Source organism: Amycolatopsis thermalba, assembly GCF_023376025.1.
Lineage (GTDB): Bacteria > Actinomycetota > Actinomycetes > Mycobacteriales > Pseudonocardiaceae > Amycolatopsis_E > Amycolatopsis_E thermalba.
Window position 1 is genome coordinate 1,413,725 of record NZ_CP091196.1, and the last position, 19,904, is coordinate 1,433,628.

The following is a 19,904-nucleotide window of genomic DNA, read 5'->3' on the forward strand; positions in this document are numbered from 1 at the left end:
CGGGATGCGTCAGCGGGGCCAGGCCGACGCGCGCCAGGCGCCCGAGCCCGGCTGCGGCAACGGGCGCCGCACCAGGGAGGCGCGGTCGGCCCAGAACGACGTCCGCTCCGGCTTCTCCGGCTCCTCGCCAGGCGCGGACGCCGCGGCGGCCACCACCGCGGTCAGCGCCGCCAGCTCGGTCTCGCTCGGGTCGCCGCGCACGATGCGCAGCAACGGCCGGGCGGGCGGGGTCTCTTCGGGCTCGCTCATCGGTCCCCCTTACAGCGGGATGTTGCCGTGCTTCTTGGGCGGCAGCGTCTCGCGCTTGTCCCGCAGCATGGACAGCGCCCGGGCGACGTGGCCGCGGGTGTGCGACGGCACGATCACCGAGTCGACGTAGCCCCGCTCGGCGGCCTCGTAGGGGTTGAGCAGCGTGTCCTCGTACTCCTGGATCAGCTCCGCCCGCAGCGCCTCGACGTCCTTGCCCTCCTCGGCGGCCTTGGCGAGCGTCTTGCGGTGCACGATGTTCGCCGCGCCCTGGGCGCCCATCACCGCGACCTGCGCGGTCGGCCACGCCAGGTTGATGTCCGCGCCCAGGTGCTTGGAGCCCATGACGTCGTACGCGCCGCCGTAGGCCTTGCGCGTGATGACGGTGACCAGCGGGACCGTCGCCTCGGCGTAGGCGTAGATCAGCTTCGCGCCGCGGCGGATGATGCCGTTCCACTCCTGGTCGGTGCCCGGCAGGAAGCCCGGCACGTCCACGAACGTCAGCACCGGCACGTTGAACGCGTCGCAGGTGCGCACGAACCGCGCCGCCTTCTCCGAGGCGTCGATGTCCAGGCAGCCGGCGAACTGCGTCGGCTGGTTGGCGACCACGCCGACCGCGTGCCCGTCGACCCGGCCGAACCCGACGATCACGTTCGGCGCGAACAGCTCCTGGACCTCCAGGAACTCGCCGTCGTCGAGCACGCGGGTGACGACCTCGTGCATGTCGTAGGGCTGGTTCGGCGAGTCCGGGATCAGGGTGTCCAGCTCGAGGTCGGTCTCGGTCACGCCGTCGGCGATCGACCCGTCGACGGGCTCCGGCGGGTCGAACACCGGCGGCTCGGACAGGTTGTTCGACGGCAGGAAGGACAGCAGCTCCTTGACGTAGGCGATCGCGTCCTCCTCGTCGGTGCCGAGGTAGTGCGCGTTGCCCGACTTGGTGTTGTGCGTCCGCGCGCCGCCCAGCTCCTCGAACGTGACCTCTTCACCGGTCACGGTCTTCACCACGTCCGGGCCGGTGATGAACATGTGCGAGGTCTGGTCGACCATCACGACGAAGTCGGTCAGCGCGGGGGAGTAGACGTGCCCGCCCGCGTTGGCGCCCATGATCAGCGAGATCTGCGGGACCACGCCGGAGGCCTTCACGTTGCGGGTGAAGATCTCGCCGTAGAGGCCGAGCGAGACCACGCCCTCCTGGATGCGCGCGCCGCCGCCCTCGTTGATGCCGATGATCGGGCGGCCGGTCTTGATCGCCAGGTCCATGACCTTGACGATCTTCTCGCCGTACACCTCGCCGAGCGAGCCGCCGAACACGGTCACGTCCTGGCTGAACACGCACACCGGGCGGCCGTCGATGGTGCCGTACCCGGTCACCACGCCGTCGCCGTACGGCCGGTTCTTCTCCTGCCCGAAGTTCGTCGACCGGTGCCGCGCCAGCTCGTCCAGCTCGACGAACGACCCGGGGTCGAGCAGCAGGTCGATCCGCTCGCGGGCGGTCTTCTTGCCCTTCGCGTGCTGACGCTCCACGGCCCGGGCGGACCCGGCGTGCACCGCCTCGTCGTTCCGGCGGTACAGGTCGGCCAGCTTCCCGGCCGTGGTGTGGATGTCCGGCTCCTCCGCCGGAGGCGTCCCGATCGGCTCCGTCGCGCTGCTCATGACGGGAGCCTATCTACTGCGCAAGGGGCGCGTGTGTGGCGTGAACCTCACCTGGCGAACCGCGACCACGCGTCCAGCAGCCGCCGGGCCGATCCGCCGACCGGTCCGACCGCGTCGGCCAGCGTCTCCGCGTCCGGCAGGTGGGCACCGTTGATCGCGTCGACCGCCTGCCCGGCGTCGGTGATGGTCGACGAGCAGACCGACAGCAGGTAGTCCGGCACGGTCAGCGCCGGGTCGGTGCAGCCGACCACCGGCGTGCCGACGGCGGTGACCAGCGGGAACACCGTGCCGGGAATGCCGATCGCGGCTTCCGCGCGGGCCGAGGCCTGCACCGAGGGCACGTCGCTGATCTCGTAGCGGTCCCACAGCGAGCGGTCCTCACGCGGGTGCAGGCCGACGAGGATCCGCTTCCCGGCGGCCGCGAGCTTCTCCGCCGAGGCGAGCAGCAGTTCGGTGCCCGGTGCGGCGGCGCCCGTGCCGTCCGGGTGGGTGACGCTGGTGAGCACCAGGACCAGGCCGGGTTCCGGTGCGCGGACGGGGAGGTTGTCGGTCTGCGGCGAGCCGACGATCCGGATGCGCCGCCGGGTGCCGAGGTAGGCGCCGAACGCGCGCGCCTCGGCGGGGGAGGACGACGTGATCAGCCGCGGGTGCAGTTGCTTCGCGCGCGGGGCCTCGACCGGCTGCTGGTAGGCGAGCGAACTGGCGACGAGGGGCAGGTGCCGGAACCGGGCCGCGCAGTCGGCGGGCCAGTCCCCGGCGCCGGTGACGACGAGCAGGTCCGCGCGTGGGGCGGTGTCCGGGGTCGCCACGGGCACCGGGTCGCCGGGGGTGACGCCGGTGCGGTCCGGCACCAGCTGGGTGAGCCGCCAGCCGCGCCGCGCGGCCTCCGCGAGCAGCGGTTTCACGTGGTAGGTGCCCCACGGTTCGTTCGTCGCGATCAGCACGCGCGGGGCTCGGGACGCGCTGGCGGTTCCGCCACCGAGGGCGGCGAGCGCGAGGGCACCGCCGAGGACCGCGCGCCGGGACACCGGGTTCGTCATGATCGACAAGCTAGGCGCCGTGGGCGGCGGTCAGGTGAACTCCGGATGTCAGCCCCGCGTCACCTGTTCGGCGTAGTGCTTCGTCAGTTCGGCCGTGCGGTCTTCCGGCCAGGGGCAGCGGATGTCGCCGAAGGTGGCGGCGAAGAACAGCTCCAGGTGGGTGTGCCAGGCGGCGAGGGCCTCGGCCCGCAGGTGCGCGAGCGCGGCCGGGACGGTGTGCGTCAGCTCGATCCGCGTGCCCAGCTCCTGGTCCGCCACGACCTCGAAGCGGACCCGCCCGGCCGGTGCGCCGCCGTGCAGCCACTCGTACTCCAGCACGTGCGGCGCCGACGCGGTGACGACCCGGCCCGCCGGGACGTAGCCGTTCGTGGCCGGCAGCGGGGCCGGGTCGCCGGGTTGGGCCGTGCCGTCCTCGGTGAGCAGCCGCCAGATCTCCTCGGCCGGCTTCCAGACCAGGTCGCGCGCGAACCGCAACTGGTAGCCCTCCGCGGTGTCGTGGACCGAGCCCTCGCCGAGGCCGAACTCCTCGGTGTAGCGCTCCACCTCCGCGAGCCAGTCCGGCTGGGGCGGGGCCTCGGTGCCGTCCAGCCGCGCGGTCAGGCCGTCGAGGCAGACGTTCCAGCCGATGGCGTTGCGCCCGGCGGACAGCCGCCCGACGTCGCCGCCGCCGATCGTCTGGGTGAACACCAGCAGGCAGCCGTCACCGTCGGGCACCAGCTCGAACCGCAGCACGTCGAGGTTCCAGCTGAAGGCGAACACCTTCGGCGGGTCGAACTCCAGGACCTCGCCGGTGCCGCCGTCGTCGACCGGCGCTTCGTCGGGGAAGACGAACCGGATGGGCGCGCCGATCCGCGCTTGCGTTTCCACGCGCGCCGGGAACCAGTGCGCGAGCTCGGCCGGGTCGGTGATGGCCAGCCAGACCTTCTCGGGCCGGTGCCGCAGCCGCCGTTCGAAGCGCAGCACGGGTTTGCCTGCGATGGTGCGGAATTCGGTCACCGCGGATCCTCCATCGAGTCCAGGTGGCGTTCGAGGGCGTCCAGGCTGGCGTGCCACATGCGCCGGTAGGGGGCCAGCCACGCGTCGATCTCGGCGAGCGGTTCCGGGCGCAGCCGGTACCAGCGGCGTTGCGCGTCCTGCCGGACCTCGACCAGCCCGGCCTCGCGGAGCACCTTGAGGTGCTTGGACACGGCGGGCTGGGTCAGGCGCAGGCGCTCGACCAGGTCGCCGACCGGCCGCTCGGACGTGCGGAGCAGGTCGAGGATCTCGCGTCGCCGTGGCTCGGCGAGCACCTCGAACGTTGATGCCATATGAGGAATATAGCCAGTGTGGAATATAAGTCAAGTGGACCGCTGGTAGTCGCTCGGCGCCTCCCGTGACATCGATGTTCCCCAGGCGCCCGGAAGTGCCTTCTTCCGCGGCCGCGAAGGCTTCGGTGCCCGGAGGAGAAGCTCATCCGGATGAGCTCGACCGCGGACCGCGCGAAGTGCGCAACCTGCGCCGGGACCCGCGCGCGGTGCTGCACGTCGTGGCGCCGCACGGGATGGCGTACGTCGACGTGTCGCCGGTCAGCACCGAACCGGGGGATGCGACCGGGCGGGAGATGGCCGAGTACGCCAGCCGGTTCGAGGACCCCTACGTCGACCTCGACCGCTTCTACCAGCGCATGGTCGACGAACAGCGCGTGGTGGTCCGGCTCCCGGTGTCGCGGGTGTACGGCCTGCCGCCGGGCGCCCTGCCCGTGCCGGATTAGAGGCCGAGGCCGCGCAGCAGGATGGCGAACCCCTGCCGGAACTCCTCCTCCGGCGGAATCGACCTCGCCTGCGCGGCCGTTTCGGAGAGGATCGGGAACTCCTCGGGCGGCAGCTCGGCCAGCGCGGCGGTGCCCGGGCCGGACAGCGCCCCGAAGTGCTCGACCTGCAGCGCGCCGAACACGTACCCCATGATCGCCCGGAACGCGATCGCCCGGCGCTTGCCGGTGATGCCCGCGTCGGTCAGGACGCTCAGCATCGTCTCGCCCCACCGCGTCGAGCTGGGCGCGCGGTGGCGGTGGATCAGCAGCAGCGGCACGACCGCCGGATGCCGCGACACCGCGACCCGGACCCGGTCGGCCAGCACGCTCAACCGCCTGCCGGCCGAGCCGCGCGGCACCGTCAGGTCGATCGCCCGCAGCACCAGCTCGACGACCAGCCCTTCGAGCTGGTCGCGATCGGACACGTAGCGGTAGAGCGACATCGTGCCCATGCCGAGTTCGCCGGCGACCGTGCGCATCGACAGCGCGTCCAGTCCCTCGCGGTCGAGCACGGCCAGCGCCGCGGCGGCGATCTGCTCGGTGGTCAGCGAACGGGGTCGTGGCATGGCGTTTGACAGCGTACAGGATACGCGCATACGGTCGTAGGCGTACACCGCACGCCTACGAAGGGATTCCCCGATGCGTGAGTTCGAGCTGGTGACCGTCACCGGTGAGCGGGTCCGCGTGCCCGACCCGGGGCGCCTGGTCCACCTCCAGTTCCGGAGATTCGCCGGCTGCCCGATCTGCAACCTGCACCTGCGCTCGGTCGTGCAGCGGCACGACGAGATCGCCGCCGCCGGCATCCGCGAGGTGGTGTTCTTCCACTCGCCCGCCGACGAGCTGCGCGACTACGACCTGCCGTTCGCCGTCGTCGCCGATCCGGAGAAGCGGTACTACCGCGAGTTCGGTGTGGAATCGGGCCGCCGCGCGCTGCTGCACCCACGCACGTGGGGTGCGATCCTGCGCGGCTCGGCGCTGACGCTGCTCGGCAAGTACCGGCCGCCCGCGGCGCGGCAGGAGGGCGGGCGGCTCGGGCTGCCCGCGGACTTCCTGATCGACCCCACCGGCCGGGTGATCGCGGCGAAACACGGCGAGCACGCCTACGACCAGTGGCCGGTCGACGAGCTGCTGGCCCTCGCGCGCACGGCGGTGGTCCGGTGAAGCACGGGCTGATGCTGTTCACCGACTCCTTCGGCAGCGACGCGCCGTCGACGGACGTGCTCGGCTGGGCGCTCACCTACGCCGCCGAGGCCGAACGCGCCGGCTGGGACGAGGTGTGGACCACCGAGCACCACTTCACGTCCGCGGTGCACACGCCCTCGGCGATCGCGATGGCCGCGTTCCTGCTCGGGCGCACCGGCCTCGGCGTCGGCACCGCCGTCGCGGTCCTGCCCAACCACCACCCGGTCGCGCTCGCCGAGCAGACCGCGCTGCTGCACCACGTCGGCGACGGGCGGTTCACGCTCGGCGTCGGACGCGGGCAGCCGCGCGGAGACCTGGAGGTGTTCGGCGACGGCCTGGCCGGGTACCGCGACATCTCGGGCAGGCTCGCGCTGCTGGAGTCGGCGCTGCGAGCGGGCGAGTTCGAGGACGTGCGGCTGGTGCCGGACGTGCCGGAGCGGCCGCCGCTCGCGTTGTCCGCCGCGTCGGTGCCCACCGCGCGGCTGGCGGGGCAGCACGGGATCCCGCTCATCCTCGGCCCGTTCGTGAGCCTCGCCGACAAGCGCGCGATGCTCGACGCGCACGCGGAAACGGCGGCCGGGCACGGGCACCGGATCGACCCGGCGGACCACATCGACTCGACCTACTTCGCGATCGCCGACACCACGGACGCGGCGCGGGAGCTGCTGATCGACGGGCTGCGGGCGCAGTTGCTGCGCGGCGCGCCGGGCACGCGGTCGCTGGTCGAGCAGCCGGAGCTGACCGCCGAGGGCGCCGACGCGATGGCGCGGAAGCTCGCCGCCAACGTCGTCGCGGGTGATCCGGACGAGTGCGCCCGGCAGTTGCGGGAGCGGGAGGAGCTGCTCGGCACTGGGCGGATCATCTTGATGCCGGAGGGCGCGGGTTCGGTCGAGGCGGTGCTGACCACCGTGCGGCGGGCCGGTGCGGAGGTCTTCCCAGGTGCGTGTCGCCCCGCTTGAATCGGATGATGAGCACAGGCGGCTTGTCCGAGGCCCGGCTGGACCGGCTCCACGACGTGATGGCCGGTTACGTGGAACGCGGCGAGGTCCCGGGGGTGATCACGCTCGTCGAACGCCACGGTGAGGTGCCGGCCGGCGGGTGCTGACCCGGATCGACGGACCGCTGGCGGAGACGGTGCCCGCCGGGCGGGCCATCACGCTGCGGGACCTGCTGACCTTCCGGATGGGGTTCGGCCAGCTGTACCTGCCGGAGGAGCCGCCGATCGTGCGGGCGGCGAACGAGGCCGGCATCGCGATGGGGCCGCCGAAACCGTCGGAGATGCCGGAGCCGGACGAGTGGATGCGCCGGCTCGGCTCGTTGCCGCTGATGTGCCCGCCGGGTGGCCGCCGGCTCTACGGCACCGGCTCGGACGTGCTGGGCGTGCTACTGGCGCGGGTGGGCGGTGCGCTGGAGGAGGTGCTGCGCGAGACCGTGCTGGACCCGCTGGGGATGGACGACACCCGGTTCACCGCGGACGCCGAGCGGCTGGTCACCTCGTACGGCGGCGACCTGACGGTCGTCGACCCGCCGGATGGCGAGTGGTCCCGCCCGCCCCGGTTCCCGTCCGCGGCGGGCGGGCTCGTGTCCACAGTGGATGACCTGCTGCGCTTCGGCCGAATGATGCTCCACTTCGGACGGTTCGGCAGCGAGCGGGTGCTGGCGCGGCCCACGGTCGAGGTGATGGTGACCGACCAGCTGACGCCGGGGGACAAGGCGGTGTCCGGCTTCTACCCCGGCTACTTCGACACGCGCGGCTGGGGATTCGGCCTGTCGATGACGACCGCGCGCGACGGCATCGCGTCGGTGCCCGGCCGCTTCGGCTGGGACGGCGGGCTCGGCACGTCGTGGTTCTCCGACCCGGCGGAGGACCTGGTCGGGATCCTGCTCACGCAGAAGGCCGGGTTCCCGCAGGACAGCAACCTGTACCTGGACTTCTGGACCTCGGTGTACCAGTCGATCGCCGATTGGGGAGTCATAGCGGGCGGCGCGTGTGGCCAGAGGCCCGCAGCTGGATCAATTACCGGGCACTCGCCAGCGCGGCCTCCTCCTCGGGGGTGAGCCCGGCCTTGCGCGGGCGGTCCAGGCCGCGGGCGCGTTCCTCGTCGAGCGCGGCGTGCACGGTGTCGGCGAGCGGGCGGATCTCCAGCCCGGCCGCGCGTGCCGCCGACGCGTCGTGCGCGGCGAGGCCGTGGTGGCTCTCCGGCAGCCACAGCGGCAGCGACTTCGGCCCGGACCACGGCTGCACACCCGCCGCCAACAGGGCCTCCTCGGCGACCGGGACCAGTTCGGTGCCGGGCGGGGCAACGAGGTCCGCGATCTCCTCCAGGACGGGGCCGAGCGGGGTGGTGGGGCTGACCGCGTCGAAGGCGCCGGTGAGGCGCTGCTCGCCGGCCGTCACGATCCACGCGGCGAGGTCGCGCACGTCGATGTGCTGGAACGGCTGCTTCGGGGTGTCCGGCACCACGACGCGTCCGCCGCGGGTGAAGCGAGCCGGCCAGTAGCCGAAGCGGTCCATGTAGTCACCCGGCCCGGTGATCTGGCTCGGTCGCACGATGAACAGCCGGTCACCGAGTGCGTCGCGGGCCGCGTGCTCGCAGGCGACCTGGACCCCGCCGTAGACCTCGGGCGTCATCTCCGCCAGGTCGATCCGGTCGCGTTCGATCGGGTCGTGCTGCGGGGAATCCGCGGTCTGGCCGAGCGTCGCGGTGTCGGCGTAGGTGTTGATCGTGGAGACGTACGTCCAGTGCCGCGTGGTGATGGTGCGCAGCGCGTCCCGGACCCAGCGCAGCCCGGTGTAGGCGATGTCGACCACCGCGTCGAAGCGCTCGCCGGCCAGGACGTCGATGGAGCCCGGCTCGTCCCGGTCGACACGCACGTGCCGCGCGCCCTCCGGCACGCTCCCCGACACCCCGCGAGCCGCGCACACGACGTCGTGGCCGCGCCGGACCGCTTCCGCCGCAACGGTTTTCGACAGGAACGACGTGCCACCCAGAACGAGAACCCGCATGTGATCGACTTTGCCCGAGAACGGCCGCGCGGGCCAGGAATTTCGCCCAGAGCGAGATCAGCCCAGCGGGGTGAGCAACCGGTGCGGTTCACGCAGGGCGACGCTGACCGGATCGTCCCGGTAGTCGGGTTTGGCGCCCGGGCCGAGGCTCACCACCAGGTCGGCCGGGGCCGGCACCGACTGGCAGCGCGGGCACAGCCCGGACGCGGTCACGGTAGTGCCGCAGGCGGCGTGGCTGAAGACGCGCCGGGGCCCGGCCGGGGGCCCGAACTCGTGCTCCCCCCACTGCGCCAGGGCGAACACCGCGGGCCACAGGGCGATCCCGCGCCCGGTGAGGACGTAGTCGTGGCCGGACGGGCGCGGGCGCCGTTCCAGCAGGCCCGCGGCGACCAGGGATTTCAGCCGGTCGGTCAGAACGGCGCGCGGGATGTCGAGGTGCGCGCACAGGTCGCCGAACCGCCGGACCCCGTAGAAGCAGTCCCGCAGGACGAGCAGCGTCCACCGCTCGCCGACGACCTCGAGAGCCCTGGCCAGTGAGCAGTCCTGGGTCGCGTAGTCCTTGCCGAGTGCCACGCGCCCCAGCTTACCGCCTGGTTCAGTTATTGAACTTCTCCTGCTAGGGTCCGTTTCAGTTCAATCACTGAACCGGAGGGGTGATGGCAACTCTGGTGATCGCCAGCGCGGCGGCGTTCCTGGTCCTGGTGAACTTCACCGCGCCGCTGGCCACGCTCGGCGAGATCGCGGGCGCGCTCGGCGCGGGGCCAGCCGGGCAGACGTGGATGCTCGGGAGCATCAGCCTCGGCCTGGCCGCGGCGCTGCTGATCGCCGGCGGTTTCGCCGACACGTTCGGTCGCAGGCGCGTGTTCGTGCTGGGCGGATCGGGGCTCGCGGTGGGCAGCGTGCTGTGCGCCGTCGCGCCAGTGACCTGGATGTTCGTGCTGGGGCGGATCGTGCAGGGCGTGGCGAGCGCGGCGCTGCTGGTGTCGAGCCTGGGACTGCTCGCGCACGCCTACCCGGCCGGGGCGGAACGGGTGCGGGCGACCGGGTGGTGGGGCGCCATGCTCGGCGGCGGGATCGCGGTCGGGCCGGTGCTGGCCGCGCTGCTGACCGCTCCGGCGGGCTGGCGGTCCGTCTACTGGCTGATCGCGGTGCTCGGCGTGGCGGTGGCGGCCGGAGGTGCGCGCCTGGCCGAGTCGCGGGGGATCCCGCGCCCGACGGACTTCGCCGGTCTGGTGACGCTGGGGCCGGGGATCGCGTTGCTGGTCGCCGCGCTGACCGAGGCGCGCGCGGGGTGGGGAGCCGCCGTGCTGGCCTGGGCGGCGCCGGCGGTGGTGCTGCTGGCCGTGTTCGTCGTGGTCGAACTGCGGTCCGCCGAGCCGATGATCGACCTGCGGTTGTTGCGTGCGCCGGCCTTCCGCGCGGCGACGGCGGGGGCGTTGACCAGCGGGATCGCGGTGGTGTCGTTCATGACGTACCTGCCCGGCCTGCTGCACCGCCTGCTCGGGCTGACCCCGCTGGCCGCGGCCGCGGTGGTGTCGATCTGGTCCGGGGTGTCGTTCGTGGTGGCCGCCCAGGCGCGGCGGGTGACCGCGTGGCTGGGCGACCGCCGCCAGGCGGCGCTGGGACTCGGGCTGTGCGCGGCCGGGGAGCTGGCCACGCTCGGGCTGACCGCGCAGTCGTCGTGGTGGCATTTCGCGCCCGGCCTGGCGATCGCGGGCGTCGGGACGGGATTGTGCAACGCGGCCCTGGCGGGACTGTCGGTGCGCACGGTGCCGGCCGACCGCGCCGCGATGGGCACCGGGGCGAACAACACGGCCCGGTACCTCGGTTCGGCGCTGGGCATCGCGCTGGTCGCGGTGGTGCTGGCGGCCGCGCCCGGCACCGCCGGGGTGAACTACACCGCGGCGATCACCGGCACGCTGGCCCTGCTGGGAGCCCTGATGACCGCGGCGAGCCGGGAGCGAGCGCCGGCGCGGGTGGGTTCGTAGGGCGCAGCCGCGCTACCGGGTCAGGAGGTCGCGCAGCGCCTTGATCACCTCGGCCGGCCCCTCCTCCGCCATGAAGTGCCCGGACGTGACCGTGCGGTGGTCCAGGTCCGGTGCCCAGGCCCGCCACAGCGCCTCGGCGTCGAAGCCCAGCGCCGCGCCCCAGTCCTGCTGCAGCACGGTCACCGGCATCGCCAGGCGGCGGCCGGCCTCGCGGTCGGCGGTGTCGTGCGTGATGTCGATCGTCGCGGTGGCGCGGTAGTCGGCGACGATCGAGGTCACCGCCTCGCGGGACGCGCGCAGGTACTCGGCCCGCACGTCCGCGGGGATGGCGTCCGGGTTCTGCGTCCAGGCGTCCAGGAAGTAGCCGAAGAACTCGTCGGGCACCGCGCCGATCATCTTCTCCGCCAGCCCGGGCGGCTGCGCCATCAGGTACAGGTGGAACCCGACCGCCGCGCTCGCGCCGTGCATCACGTCCCACATGTCCAGCGTCGGCAGCACGTCGAGCGAGGCCAGGTGCGTCACCGCGTCCGGGTGGTCCAGACCGGCCCGGATCGCGACCAGCGCGCCGCGGTCGTGCCCGGCCAGCGCGAACCGCGGGTGCCCGAACGCCCGGGCCACCGCCACGACGTCGGCCGCCATCGTGCGCTTCGAGTACGTCTCGCCGGTGTCCGCGGGCTTGTCGCTGTCGCCGTAGCCGCGCAGGTCCGGCACGATCACGGTGTGGTCGGCGGCGAGGTCGGCGGCCACGTGCCGCCACATCAGGTGGGTCTGCGGGAACCCGTGCAACAGCACGATCGGGCTGCCGGAGCCGCCGATCGCCACGTTCAGTGAGACGCCCTCGGCGACGGAAACCCGCTGGTAGTCGAATCCGGTGATCTGCATGATCCGAGCGTGCACCGGCCGGATCAGCAACGAATCAGCACGCGCTGAGCGGTTACAGTGCCCGGTGATGGGCTCGTCCGTGCGGTTCGCCGTGCTCGGGCCGCTGGTCGCCGAGACCGAGCACGGTCAGCTCGACCTCAAGGGACCGCGGCACCGGGCGGTCCTCGCGCGCCTGCTGATCGCCCGCGGCCGGGTGGTCCCGGTCGACCGCCTCGTCGACGACCTGTGGGCCGACCCGCCGGACGGCGCGGTCGGGGCCATCCAGACGTTCGTCGCGGCGCTCCGCCGCGCGCTGGAACCCGACCGGCCGCCGCGTGCCCCCGCGCGGCTCCTCGTCACCACCGGCTCCGGCTACGCCCTGCGCGCCGAGGAGGTCGATGCCTGGCGCTTCGAGGAGGCGGTCACGAAGGCCGCGGATCTGGCACCCGCGGCGGCACTGTCCGTTGTGGACGAGGCGCTGGGCTGGTGGCGCGGTCCCGCCTACGCCGAGTTCGCCGACCAGGGCTGGGCCCGCGCGGAGATCGCCCGGCTGGACGAGCTGCACCTGCTCGCCCTCGAACGCCGGGCGGAAGCGTTGCTGGGACTCGGGCGCGCGGCCGAAGCCGTGCCCGGCCTGGAGGCCCACACCGGCGCGCATCCGTTGCGGGAGGACGCGTGGCGGCTCCTCGCGCTCGCGCTGTACCGGGCCGGCCGGCAGGGCGACGCGCTCGCCGCGTTGCGCCGGGCGCGGCAGGTGCTCGCCGACGAACTGGGCGTCGATCCCGGTCCCGCGCTGCGTGAGCTGGAGGCCGGCATCCTCGCCCAGACGCCCGCGCTGACCGCCGCCGTGCCCAGCAGCCTGGTCGGACGGGATGCCGAACTGGCGCGGCTCACGGAGGCCGCCGGACGGGCGCGGCTGGCCCTGATCTCCGGCGAGGCCGGCGCTGGCAAGACCGCGCTCGCCGAGGCGTTCACCGCGTCGATGGAGGCCCGCGGGTGGACCGTCGCGTGGGGCGTCAACCCGGAGCACGAAGGCGTGCCCGCGGCGTGGCCGTGGACGCGGATCCTCGGCGCGCTCGGCATTTCCGTGCCGGACGAGCCGAACCGGTTCCAGTGGCACCGGGCGGTGCGCGAGCAGCTCACCCGGCGGGGGAAGTTGTTGCTGGTCCTCGACGATCTGCACTGGGCGGGGGAGGAAACCCTGGCCCTGTTGTCCGCGTTGGTCACCGATCCGCTGCCCGGGCCGGTGCTGATCGTGGGCACGTACCGCAGCACGGACGTCGCGCCCGGCCTCGCTGGTTTCCTGGGCAGGATCGCGCGCGCCGAGCCGGTGCGGATCTACCTCGGCGGGCTGCGGGCGGAGGAGGTGCCCGCGCTGGTGCGGGCCACGACGGGGCGGGAGGTCGACCCCGGGACGGCGCGCACCATCTACGAGCGCAGCGGTGGAAACCCGTTCTTCGTGCGGGAACTCGCGCGGGTGCTCGACACCGGGGGCGCGCTGTCGGCGGTACCCCCGGGCGTGCGCGACGTGGTCCGGTACCGGGTGGCGCAACTGCCGGCGGCGGTGCAGGCGGTGCTGCGGCAGGCCGCGGTCATCGGAACGGAGATCGACCTCGATTTGCTACCCGCGGACGCTGCGGCGCCCACGGCCGGGCGCGGGCCGGGCGGGTTCCGTCGTGACCTGCCGCCCGGGGAGGCGGGCGGCGTTTCGGAACTCACTGCCGGGCGCGGGCCGGGTGCGTTGCGCCGTGATCTGCCGCCCGGGGATGCGGGCGGCGTTTCGGAACTCTCTGCCGGGCGCGGTCCGGGCCGGGGCCTTCCGCCCGGTGACGCGGCTGAGGCTTCGGAACTCACCGCCGGGCGCGGGCGGGGCGGGTTTCGTCGTGACCTGCCGCCCGGGGAGGCGCGTGACGCTTCGGAACTCACTGCCGGGCGCGGGCCGGGTGCGTTGCGCCGTGATCTGCCGCCCGGGGACGTGCTCGACGCGCTCGAACTCGCCGCCGAGCGTGGGTTTCTCGTCGAGCACGGGGCCGGCCGGTTCCGGTTCGCGCACGCGCTGGTCCGCGACACGATCTACCAGGACCTGTCCCAGTCGCGCCGGGCGCGCCTGCACGCGCGGATCGGCGAGACGATCGAACGCCTGCGGCCTGGCGATGTCGCCGCGCTGGCGCACCACTTCCTGCTCGCCGAGGCACCCGAGGCGGTCCGGTACGCGCGGGCGGCGGCCGAGGACGCCGAGCGCCGGTTCGCCCCGCACGAAGCCGCCCGGTTGTGGCAGGCCGCGCTCGACCACGCCGGTGCGGCGGGTGTGTCGGAGCGGCTCGAACTGATCATGGGCCTGGTGCGGGCGCTGGCCGTGACCGGGAGGCTGGACCGGGCCCGGCAGCACCGGGCCGAGGCGCTGACGCTGGCCGAGCGCGTCGGCGACCCGGCGCTGACCGCACGCGTGCTCACCGCGTTCGACGTGCCCGCGATCTGGACCGCGAACGATGACCCGGCGCTGGCCCGGCGGATCGCCGCGGTGACCGAGCGGACCCTGGAGGCGTTGCCGCCGGGCGAGGACGCGGTTCGCGCGCGCCTGCTCGCCACCCTCGCCCTCGAACTACGCAACACCGCCGGCGCGCGCGGACCGCGGGCCGCGCGGGAGGCCGAGACGCTCGCGCGGCGCCTGGACGATCCCGCGCTGCTGGCGTTCGCGCTGAACGCCCGGTTCATGCAGTCGTTCGAGCGGGCGGGGCTCGCGCCGGAGCGGGCCCGCATCGGGCGCGAGCTGGTCGAGCTGGCGCAGCGCCACGAGCTGGTGACGTTCGAGGTGCTCGGCCACCTCGTGCTGATGCAGGCCGACTCGGCCCTCGCCGATTTCCCGGCCGCCGACCGCCATGCGGAGGCGGCCGACCGGCTCGGCGAGAAGCACGAGATCCCGCTGGTCGGCGTCTTCACACAGTGGTACTGGGCGATGCGGGCGTCCGCCACCGGACAACCCGCCGAAGCGGCGTACCGCGCCGCCGCGGCCCGGCTGGCCGGCACCGGGATGTCCGGTGTGGACAGTGGGATCCTCGGCTTCGCCCTGCTGAGCGACCGCATCCAGCGCGGCGCCGCCGCCGGGGGCGACCTCGACTTCGGCGCCTACGAGCCGTGGTGCCGACCCGTGGTGTCCGACGACGGTTCGGACATCCCGCCCTCCCGCGGGACCTGCTCTTCGAGGCGCGCACCTGCCTGCACGCGCTGGTCGCGATCCGCCGCGGCGACCGCGCCACGATGGCCCGTCTGCACGCCGAACTGCTGCCCGCCGCGGGCGAACTGGCCGGCGCGGGCAGCGGACTGCTCACACTCGGCCCGGTGGCCCGATACCTCGAAGCGCTGGCCCGCCACGGCGCTGTCTGAAGTGGGGGCCGCGTCTCGTATGTGCGGTGCGGTTTGGACGGAGGATCGCACCGCATGTGGCCGCCGGTGCTCGCCACGGTGCCGTTCGACGCGGGAGCTACGCCTCGCGTGTGGCTGGTGGTGCCCGGCGCAGTGCCGCTTGAAGCGGGATCACACTCATCGCGAGGTCAGCTGTCGTCGCGGTGGCCGGGGGTGCCCGGAGCCGCGTCGTGTGTGTGGCCGGGGGTGCCCAGCGCGGTGGTGTCTGGAGTGAGGGCGCGTCGCGCGTGTAGCTGGGGGTGCCCAGCGCGGCGCTGCCTGACGCGAGATCGCACCGGCGTGTGGTCGGCGTGGGTGACGCGGGCCGCTGGGCGGGGTGCCGCGGTGGCTTTGCGTGGGGTCCGGTTTCGCGTCGGTTGGCGGGGGTGGGTGACGCGGCTCCGATGTGGAGCTGAGTGGATCCACGCCGGTGGCCTTCGGCGGTTTTGCCGTCAGGCGGCCGAAATGATTCGTGGGTCGTGTGGCAGTGAGTTGCTCCTCTCTGGTCGGCTCGTGCGACTTCAGCGGCTGACCATCCGCCGCCCGGCACGCGTTCCGGGAGCGGCAGTCATTGCGGGCGGTGGGCGAACCTCACCCGCCTTCCGACCAGACGCCCAGTTCGTTTCCGCTTGGGTCGGTGAAGTGGAAGCGCCGGCCGCCGGGGAAGGAGTACGGGCCGTTCACCACCCGGCCGCCTGCCTGCTGCACCGCTGACACCGACTGCTCCAGGTCGGCGGAGTACAGCAGCACGAGCGGGCCGCCCGGGCGTCCGGCCTCGCCGGCGCGAAGGTTCCCCGGGGGCACGGCGTCGTCGGCGGGGAGGTCCTCCGGGCGCACCGCGTCCCCGGCGCGGAGGCCGCCCACTTCCGGTCCGGTGCCGTCCCGGGGGTTGCGGATTCCGGCGTACTCCGGGCCGCAGTCGTTGAACGTCCAGCCGAACGCCTCGCCGTAGAAGCGCTTGGCCTCGCCGACGTCGGTCACCGTCAGCTCGATGTAGTCGAAGGAGTGGTGCTGGTGTGTGGTCGTCTCGGTCATGTCAGGCAGTGTGCCCGGGGAGTACGACAGTTTCGGCCCCGGCAGGTGATCGGCTTCACGAGATGGCACTCTCATCGACCTTTACCTCCACTAAACTGGAGCTTTCAGACTTACCGTATGAATACGACAACCGGTGAAATCACAGTCCTCGGCCTCGGTGAGATGGGCTCGGCCATCGCCCGGGTGTTCCTCGACCGCGGATACCGCACGACGGTCTGGAACCGGACCGCGAGCAAGGCCGCGCCGCTCGTCGAGGCAGGTGCCACCACCGCCCCGACGGCGGCGGAAGCCGTGGCAGCCAGCCAGCTCGTCGTGGTGTGCCTGCTCGACGGCACCGCGGTCGACGAGGTGCTGTCGACCCTCGGGGACACGGCCCAGGGCAAGGTCCTGGTCAACGTCACCAGCGGCTCCCCGGACCAGGCGCGGGCCTATGAACGCTGGGCGCACGAGCACGGCGCGCAGTACATCGACGGCAAGATCATGGGCGACCCGCCGTACGTGGGCACGCCGAACGCGCGGTTCCTGTTCAGCGGCTCCGCCTTCGAAGCGCACCGCGACGCGCTGAACCTGCTGGGCGCGGTCAGCTACCACGGTGACGACGCCGGCGCGGCGGCCGTCGAATTCCTGGCCCAGGTCGCCATGGGCTACGAAGTGCTCCTCGGCTTCCTGCACACGCTCAAGCTCGTGCGGTCCGAAGGCGCCGACGTCACCGGGTTCGCCGACCGCTTCGCCGCCTCGCTGACCGCCTATCAGCCCCTGCTCACCTCGATCGCGAAGGCCGTCGAGAGCCGCGAGTACCCGCCGGACCTCGGGCCGCTCGACGTCCAGTTCGCGCTGATGGACGACCTGATCGGCCACCGCGAGTCGGTCGGCGTGGAGGCCGTCCGGATGCGGGAGACCAGGGAGCTGATGGCGCGCCGGATCGCCGACGGTCACGGCGGCGAGGGCTTCTCCGGCGTCTACGAGCTGCTGGCCGGCGCCCCGAACCAGCGGGCGAGGTGATCGTCCAGGTCGCGCTGATCGTCGCCGATCCAGGCGACGTGCCCGTCCGGCCGTAGCAGGACGCCCGGAACGTCCAGGGCCGCCGTGGGATCCGCGACCTGGTCGACCCGGTCCGACCAGCCGCCGACGGTCAGGCGTCCGGTGCGGTCCAGCAGCAGGCCCCGGCCACGGTGCAGCAGGTCGTAGAGGCGCCCGCCCTGCACGTCGACGTCACGCAGGCGGCGGCCGAGCAGGGCGGGGCCTTCGCCGAAGTCGTAGCGGACATCGATCGCGGTGATCTTCTCGATCAGGTAGCGGTTCACCTCGTCGAAGTCCATCAACTCGGTGAGCAGCCTGCGCACCGCCCGCGGCCCCGGTTCGGGCGACAGCAGTTCCATCTGGGCGCGGGTGTTGTCCAGCACGTCCGCGGCGACCGGACGGCGTTCGTGCTCGTAGGTGTCCAGCAGTGGGCCCGGCGCCCAGCCGCGGACCTGCGCGGCCAGCTTCCAGCCGAGGTTGACCGCGTCCTGGACACCCAGGTTGAGGCCCTGCCCGCCGGTGGGCGGGTGGATGTGCGCCGCGTCGCCGGCGAGCAGCACCCGCCCGACCCGGTAGCGTTCGGCCAGCCGGGTGGCGTCCCCGAAACGGGACAACCAGCGCGGGGAGTGCACGCCGAAATCGGTGCCCGCAACCGCGCGCAGCTGGTGCTGGAAATCCTCGAGGGTGGGCGGTTGCGCGCGATCGCTGACTTCAGCGGCGGGGACGACGACGCTGTAGATCCCTCCGCCGAACGGCCTGAGCCAGAACGGTTGGTGGGTTTCCGGGACTTCGGCGACCCTGGCGGCGATCTCCTCCGGCGGCACACCCACTTCCATTTCACCCATCAGTGTTTCGGTCCGCGAGGGGTCGCCGGGAAAGCCGACGCCGAGCAGTTTGCGCACCGTGCTGCGTGCGCCGTCGCAACCGACGAGATAACGCGATCGCACCTGTTCCCCAGTGGACAGCGTGACCGTCACACCCTCGTCGTCCTGCTCGAACCCGGTCACCGGACAACCGCGCCGGATCTGCGCGCCGAGCCCGGCGGCGTGTTCTGCAAGCAGGTCTTCGATGACCGGCTGCGGTATTCCCAGCAGATAGGCGTGCGCGGAATCCAGACCGGTGGGCGCGGGTTTGCCGATGGCGGCGAAGAATCCGCCCGCCGGACGCTTCCTGCCGTGCGGGAGGACGCGATCCAGCAGTCCGCGCATGGCCATCAGCTCGATACTGCGGATGTGCAGACCGACGATGCGGATGAACGACTTGGGCTCGGTTTCCTGTTCCAGAACGAGTACTCGCACGCCGTGCAGCCGGAGCTCGGCGGCCAGCATGGCGCCGGTCGGCCCGCAGCCGGCGATGATCACATCGAAACGTGGAGAATCCATGACGGTGCCTTTCGGGAGTGCCTTGATGTCGAGGCGCTCCCGGCGACACCTACGTCGATCGCCCGGCCGTGACGGGATGGGGGAGCACCCACTTCGGTACTGCGGTCATGGGGCTCACCTCCTCTGGCGGTGTCACGGTCGACTACAAGCTACAAGCCGCGCGTCACCCCGTCCACCCAATTGATCACAGCGTGAGAACCACCGATGAGAATTCCTCCGCCGCGTCGTCAGTTCTGGTAGCCCCCGCACCGGTGGAAGGATCGATGACCATGACCGACGACAGATCGCTGGGTGACGACATCGCGGCGGTTCGCTCCGGTGACACGGCGCGGTTCGCGGCTCTCACCGAGCGCTACCGCCGTGAGCTGCAGGTGCACTGCTACCGGATGCTCGCGAACTACGCCGACGCCCAGGACCTGACGCAGGAGACGTTCCTGCGAGCGTGGCACAAGCGGGAGTCGTTCAAGGGTCACGCGGCCCTGCGGACCTGGCTGTACCGGATCGCGACGAACGCCTGCCTCGACTTCCTGGACAAGCGCAACGACCGCACACCCGTACCGTCCGAGCTCGCCTCCGAGTTGCGGTACCTCCAGCCCTACCCCGACCGGATGCTCCCCGAGGACCCGCAGGAATCGGTGGTGGCGCGGGAGACCATCGAGCTGGCGTTCATCGTCGCCGTCCAGCACCTGCCGCCGCGGCAGCGGGCGGTGTTCATCCTGCGCGACGTGCTCGGCTGGCCGGCGTCGAAGGCCGCCGAGGCCCTCGAGCTGACCGTCGCATCGGTGACCAGCGCGCTGCAGCGGGCGCGCGTGACGATGCGCGAGCAGCTGCCCGGCCGCCGCCTCGACTGGCGCAGCCCCGCCACCCACGAGCTGTCGGACGACGAGCGCAGCGTGGTGCGGTCCTACATCGACGCCCATGAGCGCAACGACCTCGGCGGCCTGTCGTCCCTGCTGCGCGACGACCTGCGCTTCGCGATGCTGCCCGATTCGGGCACCGTGACCACGACGGCCAAGGACGCGGTGGACGGCTGGGTCTCCGGTGGGCTCTTCCAACCCGGCCACGACGACTGGCGCGGTGTCCCCACGACGGTCAACCGCATGCCTGCCGCCGCGCTGTACCTCCGCGCCCCCGGCGACCCGGAGCACCGGCTGTTCGCCATCGCGGTCCTGCACGTCGTCGACGGGAAGATCGCCGAGCTGACCGGCTTCGACGCCACCGGCCAACCGTGGCTGGACCTGCCCCCGACACTGTGAAGAACGGCGTCAGGCTTCGCGCGACCTCGCCCCAGTGCCTCGG

20 protein-coding genes are annotated in these 19,904 nt (G+C 72.8%); 9 read left to right on the forward strand and 11 right to left on the reverse strand.

Translation table 11 applies throughout. The features are described from left to right. Positions 1-9: 9 nt before the first annotated feature. The 5 genes from L1857_RS06920 to L1857_RS06940 are packed head-to-tail and all read right to left on the reverse strand — an operon-like array spanning position 10 to position 4,246. Entirely contained in the window at positions 10-249 is a 240-nt protein-coding gene (locus L1857_RS06920) for an acyl-CoA carboxylase epsilon subunit (RefSeq protein WP_094008899.1), read from the reverse strand. Positions 250-258: 9 nt separating this feature from the next. Next, positions 259-1,899, reverse strand: coding sequence for an acyl-CoA carboxylase subunit beta (locus tag L1857_RS06925; RefSeq protein WP_094008898.1), 1,641 nt, complete (start codon positions 1,897-1,899; stop codon positions 259-261). Between the two features lie 47 nt (positions 1,900-1,946). Beyond that, positions 1,947-2,939 (reverse strand): hypothetical protein, encoded by a 993-nt coding sequence (locus L1857_RS06930; RefSeq protein ID WP_205413268.1) that lies wholly within the window; start codon positions 2,937-2,939, stop codon positions 1,947-1,949. Between the two features lie 48 nt (positions 2,940-2,987). Next, positions 2,988-3,935, reverse strand: coding sequence for an SRPBCC family protein (locus L1857_RS06935; RefSeq protein WP_116110963.1), 948 nt, complete (start codon positions 3,933-3,935; stop codon positions 2,988-2,990). After that, positions 3,932-4,246, reverse strand: a complete 315-nt coding sequence (locus L1857_RS06940; protein ID WP_249464668.1) for an ArsR/SmtB family transcription factor — start codon at positions 4,244-4,246, stop codon at positions 3,932-3,934. Before L1857_RS06940 ends, L1857_RS06935 begins: the two co-directional genes overlap by 4 nt. Positions 4,247-4,422: 176 nt before the next feature. Between L1857_RS06940 and L1857_RS06945 the strand changes: the two genes are divergently transcribed. Further along, on the forward strand, positions 4,423-4,689 hold the full coding sequence (locus L1857_RS06945; protein ID WP_240323208.1) for a pyridoxamine 5'-phosphate oxidase family protein: 267 nt from the start codon (positions 4,423-4,425) through the stop codon (positions 4,687-4,689). Here L1857_RS06945 and L1857_RS06950 read toward each other — a convergent pair. Beyond that, positions 4,686-5,294 carry a TetR/AcrR family transcriptional regulator gene (locus L1857_RS06950; RefSeq protein ID WP_094008895.1) on the reverse strand — a complete coding sequence of 203 codons (609 nt, stop codon included), beginning with the start codon at positions 5,292-5,294 and terminating at the stop codon, positions 4,686-4,688. The two genes, L1857_RS06945 and L1857_RS06950, sit on opposite strands and share 4 nt — an antisense overlap. A gap of 73 nt (positions 5,295-5,367) precedes the next feature. On the opposite strand from L1857_RS06950, the gene L1857_RS06955 reads away from it, so the two are divergent. The 4 genes from L1857_RS06955 to L1857_RS06970 are packed head-to-tail and all read left to right on the forward strand — an operon-like array spanning position 5,368 to position 7,968. Further along, complete coding sequence (locus L1857_RS06955) at positions 5,368-5,889, forward strand: peroxiredoxin-like family protein (RefSeq protein WP_116110961.1); 522 nt, start codon at positions 5,368-5,370, stop codon at positions 5,887-5,889. Then, on the forward strand, positions 5,886-6,869 hold the full coding sequence (locus L1857_RS06960; RefSeq protein WP_116110960.1) for an LLM class flavin-dependent oxidoreductase: 984 nt from the start codon (positions 5,886-5,888) through the stop codon (positions 6,867-6,869). The genes L1857_RS06955 and L1857_RS06960 overlap by 4 nt, the downstream gene beginning before the upstream one ends. An 8-nt stretch (positions 6,870-6,877) precedes the next feature. Continuing rightward, positions 6,878-7,015 (forward strand): hypothetical protein, encoded by a 138-nt coding sequence (locus L1857_RS06965; RefSeq protein WP_233157535.1) that lies wholly within the window; start codon positions 6,878-6,880, stop codon positions 7,013-7,015. Then, entirely contained in the window at positions 7,009-7,968 is a 960-nt protein-coding gene (locus tag L1857_RS06970; protein ID WP_233157534.1) for a serine hydrolase domain-containing protein, read from the forward strand. The genes L1857_RS06965 and L1857_RS06970 overlap by 7 nt, the downstream gene beginning before the upstream one ends. Here the strand turns inward: L1857_RS06970 and L1857_RS06975 are convergent. Both L1857_RS06975 and L1857_RS06980 read right to left on the reverse strand, forming a co-directional pair. Further along, on the reverse strand, positions 7,928-8,917 hold the full coding sequence (locus tag L1857_RS06975; RefSeq protein WP_094008892.1) for an NAD-dependent epimerase/dehydratase family protein: 990 nt from the start codon (positions 8,915-8,917) through the stop codon (positions 7,928-7,930). The two genes, L1857_RS06970 and L1857_RS06975, sit on opposite strands and share 41 nt — an antisense overlap. 57 nt (positions 8,918-8,974) lie before the next feature. Continuing rightward, the gene (locus L1857_RS06980) at positions 8,975-9,490 is read right to left on the reverse strand and encodes a winged helix-turn-helix transcriptional regulator (protein WP_094008891.1); all 516 of its coding nucleotides are present in this window, start codon (positions 9,488-9,490) and stop codon (positions 8,975-8,977) included. Between the two features lie 83 nt (positions 9,491-9,573). Between L1857_RS06980 and L1857_RS06985 the strand changes: the two genes are divergently transcribed. Further along, positions 9,574-10,905, forward strand: coding sequence for an MFS transporter (locus L1857_RS06985; protein WP_116110959.1), 1,332 nt, complete (start codon positions 9,574-9,576; stop codon positions 10,903-10,905). A gap of 12 nt (positions 10,906-10,917) precedes the next feature. On the opposite strand, the gene L1857_RS06990 is transcribed toward L1857_RS06985, so the two are convergent. Further along, positions 10,918-11,787 carry an alpha/beta fold hydrolase gene (locus tag L1857_RS06990; RefSeq protein ID WP_094008903.1) on the reverse strand — a complete coding sequence of 290 codons (870 nt, stop codon included), beginning with the start codon at positions 11,785-11,787 and terminating at the stop codon, positions 10,918-10,920. Between the two features lie 67 nt (positions 11,788-11,854). Here L1857_RS06990 and L1857_RS06995 point away from each other — a divergent pair, with 67 nt between their 5' ends. After that, the gene (locus L1857_RS06995; RefSeq protein WP_249464670.1) at positions 11,855-15,403 is read left to right on the forward strand and encodes an ATP-binding protein; all 3,549 of its coding nucleotides are present in this window, start codon (positions 11,855-11,857) and stop codon (positions 15,401-15,403) included. Positions 15,404-15,759: 356 nt separating this feature from the next. Here L1857_RS06995 and L1857_RS07000 read toward each other — a convergent pair whose 3' ends face one another. Next, complete coding sequence (locus L1857_RS07000) at positions 15,760-16,203, reverse strand: VOC family protein (protein WP_094006936.1); 444 nt, start codon at positions 16,201-16,203, stop codon at positions 15,760-15,762. Positions 16,204-16,320: 117 nt separating this feature from the next. Here L1857_RS07000 and L1857_RS07005 point away from each other — a divergent pair, with 117 nt between their 5' ends. Next, positions 16,321-17,205 carry an NAD(P)-dependent oxidoreductase gene (locus L1857_RS07005; RefSeq protein WP_094006935.1) on the forward strand — a complete coding sequence of 295 codons (885 nt, stop codon included), beginning with the start codon at positions 16,321-16,323 and terminating at the stop codon, positions 17,203-17,205. Here L1857_RS07005 and rox read toward each other — a convergent pair. Then, positions 17,163-18,605 (reverse strand): rifampin monooxygenase, encoded by a 1,443-nt coding sequence (gene rox, locus L1857_RS07010; RefSeq protein WP_094006934.1) that lies wholly within the window; start codon positions 18,603-18,605, stop codon positions 17,163-17,165. The two genes, L1857_RS07005 and rox, sit on opposite strands and share 43 nt — an antisense overlap. Before the next feature lie 269 nt (positions 18,606-18,874). On the opposite strand from rox, the gene L1857_RS07015 reads away from it, so the two are divergent. Next, entirely contained in the window at positions 18,875-19,861 is a 987-nt protein-coding gene (locus L1857_RS07015; RefSeq protein WP_094006942.1) for an RNA polymerase subunit sigma-70, read from the forward strand. Positions 19,862-19,904 lie beyond the last annotated feature (43 nt).

Bases quoted from the DNA above. Each gene is read 5' to 3' on its own strand.
- rox (WP_094006934.1), bottom strand. From the start codon at position 18,605: ATGGATTCTCCACGTTTCGATGTGATCATCGCCGGCTGCGGGCCGACC.
- L1857_RS07015 (WP_094006942.1), top strand. From the start codon at position 18,875: ATGACCGACGACAGATCGCTGGGTGACGACATCGCGGCGGTTCGCTCC.
- L1857_RS06925 (WP_094008898.1), bottom strand. From the start codon at position 1,899: ATGAGCAGCGCGACGGAGCCGATCGGGACGCCTCCGGCGGAGGAGCCG.
- L1857_RS06990 (WP_094008903.1), bottom strand. From the start codon at position 11,787: ATGCAGATCACCGGATTCGACTACCAGCGGGTTTCCGTCGCCGAGGGC.
- L1857_RS06955 (WP_116110961.1), top strand. From the start codon at position 5,368: ATGCGTGAGTTCGAGCTGGTGACCGTCACCGGTGAGCGGGTCCGCGTG.
- L1857_RS06940 (WP_249464668.1), bottom strand. From the start codon at position 4,246: ATGGCATCAACGTTCGAGGTGCTCGCCGAGCCACGGCGACGCGAGATC.
- L1857_RS06985 (WP_116110959.1), top strand. From the start codon at position 9,574: ATGGCAACTCTGGTGATCGCCAGCGCGGCGGCGTTCCTGGTCCTGGTG.
- L1857_RS07000 (WP_094006936.1), bottom strand. From the start codon at position 16,203: ATGACCGAGACGACCACACACCAGCACCACTCCTTCGACTACATCGAG.
- L1857_RS06930 (WP_205413268.1), bottom strand. From the start codon at position 2,939: ATGACGAACCCGGTGTCCCGGCGCGCGGTCCTCGGCGGTGCCCTCGCG.
- L1857_RS06965 (WP_233157535.1), top strand. From the start codon at position 6,878: ATGAGCACAGGCGGCTTGTCCGAGGCCCGGCTGGACCGGCTCCACGAC.
- L1857_RS06950 (WP_094008895.1), bottom strand. From the start codon at position 5,294: ATGCCACGACCCCGTTCGCTGACCACCGAGCAGATCGCCGCCGCGGCG.
- L1857_RS06975 (WP_094008892.1), bottom strand. From the start codon at position 8,917: ATGCGGGTTCTCGTTCTGGGTGGCACGTCGTTCCTGTCGAAAACCGTT.
- L1857_RS06995 (WP_249464670.1), top strand. From the start codon at position 11,855: ATGGGCTCGTCCGTGCGGTTCGCCGTGCTCGGGCCGCTGGTCGCCGAG.
- L1857_RS06920 (WP_094008899.1), bottom strand. From the start codon at position 249: ATGAGCGAGCCCGAAGAGACCCCGCCCGCCCGGCCGTTGCTGCGCATC.
- L1857_RS07005 (WP_094006935.1), top strand. From the start codon at position 16,321: ATGAATACGACAACCGGTGAAATCACAGTCCTCGGCCTCGGTGAGATG.